Source organism: Nostoc sp., assembly GCF_036917555.1.
Lineage (GTDB): Bacteria > Cyanobacteriota > Cyanobacteriia > Cyanobacteriales > Nostocaceae > Nostoc.
On the sequence record NZ_JBALDD010000094.1, the window covers coordinates 1 to 6437 of the forward strand.

General features: G+C 43.0%; 7 protein-coding genes and 1 pseudogene. 3 read left to right on the forward strand and 5 right to left on the reverse strand.

Annotated features, from left to right (window positions below; genetic code table 11):
- Positions 1-94 (forward strand): annotated as a pseudogene (locus V7K60_RS34830) (photosystem II protein D1); the annotation flags it as partial.
- 245 nt (positions 95-339) lie between these two features.
- Positions 340-966: a chloramphenicol phosphotransferase CPT family protein gene (locus tag V7K60_RS34835; RefSeq protein ID WP_334932790.1), complete on the forward strand. Its 627-nt coding sequence runs from the start codon at positions 340-342 to the stop codon at positions 964-966.
- Positions 967-1072: 106 nt separating this feature from the next.
- Here the strand turns inward: V7K60_RS34835 and V7K60_RS34840 are convergent, their stop codons facing one another.
- The 4 genes from V7K60_RS34840 to V7K60_RS35530 form a co-directional block, all read right to left on the reverse strand.
- The gene (locus V7K60_RS34840; RefSeq protein ID WP_334932792.1) at positions 1073-2572 is read right to left on the reverse strand and encodes a family 10 glycosylhydrolase; all 1500 of its coding nucleotides are present in this window, start codon (positions 2570-2572) and stop codon (positions 1073-1075) included.
- A gap of 594 nt (positions 2573-3166) precedes the next feature.
- Entirely contained in the window at positions 3167-3571 is a 405-nt protein-coding gene (gene psb27, locus V7K60_RS34845; RefSeq protein ID WP_334932794.1) for a photosystem II protein Psb27, read from the reverse strand.
- Positions 3572-3831: 260 nt separating this feature from the next.
- Positions 3832-4512, reverse strand: a complete 681-nt coding sequence (locus V7K60_RS34850; protein WP_334932796.1) for a phosphatase PAP2 family protein — start codon at positions 4510-4512, stop codon at positions 3832-3834.
- A 9-nt stretch (positions 4513-4521) separates the two neighbouring features.
- Entirely contained in the window at positions 4522-4749 is a 228-nt protein-coding gene (locus V7K60_RS35530) for a hypothetical protein (protein ID WP_442944517.1), read from the reverse strand.
- Between the two features lie 49 nt (positions 4750-4798).
- Between V7K60_RS35530 and V7K60_RS34855 the strand changes: the two genes are divergently transcribed.
- The gene (locus V7K60_RS34855) at positions 4799-4969 is read left to right on the forward strand and encodes a hypothetical protein (RefSeq protein WP_334932798.1); all 171 of its coding nucleotides are present in this window, start codon (positions 4799-4801) and stop codon (positions 4967-4969) included.
- Positions 4970-5113: 144 nt separating this feature from the next.
- Here V7K60_RS34855 and cofH read toward each other — a convergent pair whose 3' ends face one another.
- Positions 5114-6256 carry a 7,8-didemethyl-8-hydroxy-5-deazariboflavin synthase subunit CofH gene (cofH, locus tag V7K60_RS34860; protein ID WP_334932800.1) on the reverse strand — a complete coding sequence of 381 codons (1143 nt, stop codon included), beginning with the start codon at positions 6254-6256 and terminating at the stop codon, positions 5114-5116.
- Positions 6257-6437 lie beyond the last annotated feature (181 nt).

Genomic DNA, 6437 nt, shown 5'->3' on the forward strand with positions numbered 1-6437 from the left:
AATGCACGAGCGTAATGCTCACAACTTCCCGCTTGATTTGGCTGCTGGTGATTCCGCTCCTGTAGCTTTAACTGCTCCTGCTATCAACGGTTAATTCTGAAGTTTAACTAAATCAAAAAACGCTCTCCTTTTACAGAGAGTGTTTTTCGTTTAAATGTGTAGAATTCACTATCCTTTTGTTAAAAAGCATACTTCTACTTCACATAAATCAGCGCAGAAATCTGCTTGATTTCTCATCTTTTACATTTTTTGCATTGGTTCTTCTCAACTCAGCTTCCCTGAGTCATTTTGTGCTTCTTAGTCTAAAGTAGTACAGATATAAGGATGTGAGGAGCAATCATGGGGCAGACACAGGAGCTAGGACAGATTATCATCCTGAATGGTGTTCCGCGATCGGGGAAATCGAGCATTGTCGCAGTGATTCAGGAGACATTTAATGGTCTGTGGATGAACTTGGGTGTTGATAGGTTTATGCAAATGACTCCCGCACGATACCTGCCTGGGATCGGTCTACGGCCAGGGGGAGAACGCCAGGATATCGAACCCTTTGTTCCCATTCTTTATAGCGCCATGTATGAGTCTATCGCCGCCCACAGCCGCTTGGGTCTGAATGTTGTGGTTGATGTCGGACACCATGACGCCTATGCAATGGAACGGGGCATTCTGGCTGATAGTGCCCGACGTTTGAAAGGATTGCCGGTCTTGTTCGTAGGCGTTCACTGCCCGATCGAGATCGTTATGGAACGACGACAAAACACGGGGTGGAACGTGGGAAGTACAGCCGACTCCCCAATACCACATCCAGTTCAGTTATGGCAACGTGAAGTTCACATACCTGGGATCTATGACCTTGAAGTTGATACCTCTTTGTTAAGCCCAGGTGCGTGTGCCGAGATGATACGCCAGCACCTCGCAGATAGTCCAACACCGTCGGCATTCCAACGACTCGCTGCACACTATACTTAAGCTGTAGTTATGACTGCGATCACTATATTTAGTATGAATTTGTAAAGTGTGTGATTCTATAAGTTGAAAGGGAAATTCATCCCATTTCACTAATTCTGCAAAAACTTTACTTAACTCGACAGAATTTGCGATCGCTATCACTCTGAGGATATTGCCAAGAATAGGCAAAGTGGCTAACTCCCTTCAGTTTGGGGGCAAATTGTCGGAGTGCCTGCATTTGCACTTCTAGGGATGGACGATTACTGACAGGTTTTCCCCACTGACCAGCTAAAGCAGGGATTATCTGCGTACCGGGTTTTGCCATACTCAAAACCCGCTGCACTTGCGTCACAATACAACTGGCATTACCACAATTTCCATAAGCCATAGGATGCCACTCTAATGTAGTAGGGAAACGATCCCAAGGTTGCAAACGGGAATCATACCCTTGTCCTACAGTTTGGTTGCCATCAGGAAAAAACACCACTCCTGTGGAAATACCTTGCTGTCTTGCAGGGTAACTAGCGATGGTAACAAAATCTAGAATTCCTTGCATAGCGTGGGCAACGGCAAGCTGCCACAACTCCCATTGTAAAACTGGTTGTCTATCGGTTGCACGCAGGATTGACTTTTGCGCTAGTGGGAGAGTGCGTCCTTGCCAAAGGGGTTCTCCTTCCTGGGGATAAAGTTTATCGACTTCCGCTACATCTCCCCCAGTGACGAATCCCTTGCTCAAAAAGCGGCGAATCAAGTCCAGCCCTTTATAATTCTGTGCCCGTTTAAATAAAGCTTCTTGGGTTGCGGGACTAAATAGCCATAAATCTGAAACTTTGGTAGCGATAGAATCACTTCCAGCTTGGCGAGGATAACGCACGTAATCCAATAGCAAGCCATCTGGACGACGGCGCAAAACTTCTTGTACCAATTGGTAGTAATCGCGTTTTGCTTGCAGGTTGTAGGGGTCGATAAATAGTTGAGAGCCATTATCTACCACATATAAACTCGTTTGACCTTTGCCATTACGAGCGATCGCACTTTCTCTATCTGGGCGCTGGGCGTAAGTATAGCCGAAATTTGTGGTAAACATCCAGGCATAGACCTTCAAACCACGTTGCCGACCTTTTTTAATTGCCGTAGCGAGTATATCGATATTTTCTGCCCCTGGAGTGCGAATCACAGCAGGCCAAACCGTCGGGTTAGCTTTTGCTGGTAAAAGTACCTGCCCATCGTAAAATACTTCTATATAAACTTGGTTATAGCCACGATTAACAATCCGATCCATAATCTGATCGATTATTCCTGGCTGAATGTCGCAGGGATATAAGCGTAACCAAATGGCTTGGGTTTGCGGCCAAGTCCGAGAGCGACATTCCTTTAATTTCTGTGCTTGTTCTTGTATTATGCTTTGGTAGCGCGTTTGAGCATCTTGTTTGCCTTTGAGGGCTGACAAACGTAAGTTTTCTTTTTGTTGCACCACCGCTGATGATAACTGACAATACTCAGTTACTTGCGCCCTTGCTGGTTCGCTTCCCAAGTTTGGGAGCAACAAACTACTAGTAAAAACAACAGCGCATAAGCGCCGCCAAAATAATGTTGATCTTGCAACGTTCAAGGGACAGTTAGACATACCTACCAGTAGATGAACAAATTCAAAAAAGTTTCAGACAGGGATATAAACTCCGCCTGTAGCAAGATCCCCCAGGGTAACTAAGCAAAGGCGGAGTAGCGCTGACTTTGAGCCACGTGTTGACGTTCGGTCTTAAAGCCTTTAATCTGCGATAATAATCGATCCCAACTCAAATAATTATGGGCAACGTGTATCGAATTATATAGTTAAATACTAAGGGTTTTAAAACCTATTTTTTCAAGACTCCCAAAGGTCTATTTCTGTTGCCGTATTCTTTTATAGCGGTTCCCAGTGCATGAAGTAGATATCAAAACTTTGCCCGCAATGCGAATGCATCGGCTCACATTCTTAATGCATTGGTAGCATTGTTACAGCAGTTTTCAAGTAGATGAGCTACAAAATGCAGAACTTAGGCATCAGACATAAAAAGTTTCTACTTCCTGTCTCCTGCCTCACTTCGACTATGCTCAGTGACCACCTGCCTGGTTGTTGAGCGTAGTCGAAACACTGCCTTCTGCCTTGACAAACAAAATAGTCAGGTGTCACAAGTTTTGACTCCTGACTATTGATGATGGAGCAGGCAATAGTTAATAGCTAACCGCCACGTTTCAACGCCGTCTCTACCTGCTGCAACTCTTTCTCTAGACGATTTTTGAGTTTTTCGGGTACGGGACGATTTGGGTAAGAACTGTAGTGTCCAGCTAGGGAATTGAGGGCTGTTCGTATGGTTGTAAACGAGCCAAGACCAGAAACAGAGTTAACTCGCTGGTAGCGAGCTGAAAAGTCATTAATTTTTTGACGCGTTTCTGCTTGAATTGCTGCTTTGTCTGGTGAATCTTGTGAAAGATCCAGAGCTTGTCTCATAATATTGACCACAGCTAAGGTGTCTTGACGATAATCCCCAGTCAAACTATCTGGACTGCCAGAACAACCCATTAAGCCGATAGCTACAACCAAAACCAGCGCAAGCAAACGCGACCAATAGCGCTTCATATGCATTAAGTAAAAGAATACGTAAATCAACGTCCATACTATCTTGGATTGGTAACTTGGGGATCAATTGAGGGAGGAGTGAGGATTGGGGAGTAGGGAGTAGGGCAGTGAGCAGGGCTGTTTCATTCCCTCAAAGGCGCTCATCTACAAGCATCTTGGGCAAAAATCAGGTCATTAAAAAATCTGATTGGACAATTATCATCGCTATATTTTCTCTGCGAAGTTATGGAATTAGAGGTTGATAGAATTGAATCAACTAACTTTCCCTACCTCAATCTTTGCAATTTCAGCATCGTAATACATATCATCAGCCACAAAAAACCAACTCCATATCCTGCAATTATATCTGTGGGCCAATGGACTCCTAAATATAAGCGGCTGATACCAATAGCAGCAATTAAAATAACTGTCAAACTGTAAATAACTTTGGCAAAATTAGGATAGTGAATTGCTAATTCGTAAGCAATAAAACCATAAAGCACCATAGAACCTAGCGCATGACCACTAGGAAAACTAAAAGATTTTTCAGAAATCAAGCGATGCCACAATTCCGGGCGAGGTTTAGAAAAAAACAACTTTAGCCCTGTATTTAAAATTAACCCTCCTAAGCAAGCAAATATAAAAGCTTTTGCTTCTTCTTGATAACGTTGCCACCAAAGTAACAAGATAGTAATGCTTGCAACTACGACCACTGTACTAGGATTACCAAGATTTGTAATAAACAGCATTAAATTATCTAAACTTGGATTGGCAAACTGATGTAGCCATAATAGAAAAGTAGTATCAAATTTAAAAGCATCTCGCTCCAAAACCTCTTCAGCCAGTTGGGCTAAAATAAAAAGTACTAGCAGACAACTAGCAAGTCCAACAATACCAATTGTCGCAATTAAGGGAGCTAAATGAGGATGTATATGACGCAACCAGAAATTAGAAATTTGTCGGAGCATACTTTAATGTTATTCATCATTAGAAGGTCTAGCTACCACTAGCTTTTTATATTTTAGAGTTGTGAACAATATACAAACTCCGAGTATTGACACAAGGACTATGGATGAGCCGATAGTACCAAAATCGAGGCCACCTTTTGCGTGTGGTTTTGTCAAAATATCCCCTGGTGTTGCACCAAATAATCGGGTTAAGACAAACGCAATCCAAATGCCGTCTCTCCCAGAGTAGTTGCACAAATCTTCATAATCGAAAAAAATGCAGCAATTTGTGGAAGTTTGCTGATTTTTGTTCGTTACGGCTCTAGATGTGTTGAGGTTAAATCCTGATTTATTACAGGGTACAGTGAAGGAAGGTACTAAAAAATTACCAGGATTAGGAGTTTCTGATATCCGTGCATTTTATGGGCTTGATGTTAACTTTGTCTCTCTATGGAGACGACGCAAGCAGATCAGTTAAGCGTTGAAGATTAGCTCTTTTAAGCTGACTCGTAAAATTTGTTTTTCTCTCTGATTTCTCTGTGCCTCTGCGGTTGAAAAGCAATTTATTTAACCACAGAGGTGCAGAGAACATAGAGTAAGGAGATTAAAGGGAATTTTTTTCCTAACTCCTAATTTTATGATAAAGAGTATCTCGTTGTTGGTAAGGTCTTCCTAAAGAAGCGATCGCAGTTTGCAAGGTTTTCACTTCCATACACGTACCGCCCAAAGCACCTGCCATTGTGGTAATATGTTCTTCCATTAAGGTGCCGCCGATATCGTTGCAACCCCAAGCTAAGGCTTCTGTTGCACCTGCAAGTCCCAGTTTTACCCAACTCTGCTGATGGTTGGGAATCCAATTACCTAAGTAAATCCGCGCTACAGCCCCTAATAACAGTGCATCATTCAAAACTGGTTGATCGCGTCCAACACGGCGACGTAAAGATTTGGGCGCTTCTTGGCCAACGAAGGGTAATAAAATAAACTCTGTGATCCTTGCTGGATATCCCTGATCGATAGCGGTTTTTTGGAGCGATCGCAATTTTTCTAAATGTCCGATTTGCTGTTCGTGGGTTTCAATATGCCCAGATAACATAGTGCTTGTGGTATGCAAGCCTAATTTGTGAGCGGTGCTAACAATTTTTAGCCAAGTGGCTGTGTCAATCTTCTCTGGACACAGTATCCGCCTAACTTCATCGTCTAATACTTCCGCTGCTGTTCCCGGCATTGAGCCAACACCAGCATCACGCAAAGCAGTAATCACCTCAGCATATTCCAATCCGTCAAGTCTGGCAATAAATTGCACTTCCTGGGGAGAGAAAGCGTGTAAATGTATGTGGGGAAATTCCTGTTTAATGGTTTCTACAACCTTGAGGTAGTAGGGCAAAGATTTACCATTTATCTGCGCTTGTGGATTTAACCCCCCCTGCATACAGATTTCTGTCGCACCCCGTTGTACTGCATCTGTCACCTTTTCTAAAATTTGCGCCGAATCTAACCAGTATGCATCGACATCATCATCATCTCGACGGAATGCACAAAAACTACAGTGCTGCTCACAAATGTTAGTAAAGTTGATATTACGGTTAATTATGTAGGTAACAGTATCGCCTGCTTGAGTGTGGCGGAGTGTGTCGGATGTAGTACGTATTGCTGCGATCGCCTCTGGCTGTGTTTGTTGTAACAATACCACTCCCTCTTCAGGGGATAAGTCGTATCCCATCAAAGCACGTTCCAAAATTGTTTCAAACGCAATTTTTGTCAGCATTACTTTCTTAATTTCAGGGTAACTGAAAGTTTAGGTTTCAAAACCCTTCATTTGGATGAAGGGTTAATAGCATCAGGTCAGAGGAATTATTTTACACAATTCTTGGAATAGTAGGTTTACTACCTTGCTCATGAGCTTTCCCTGAATGTGCTTACCACCTAACAGTTTCTCACCTTGTTCA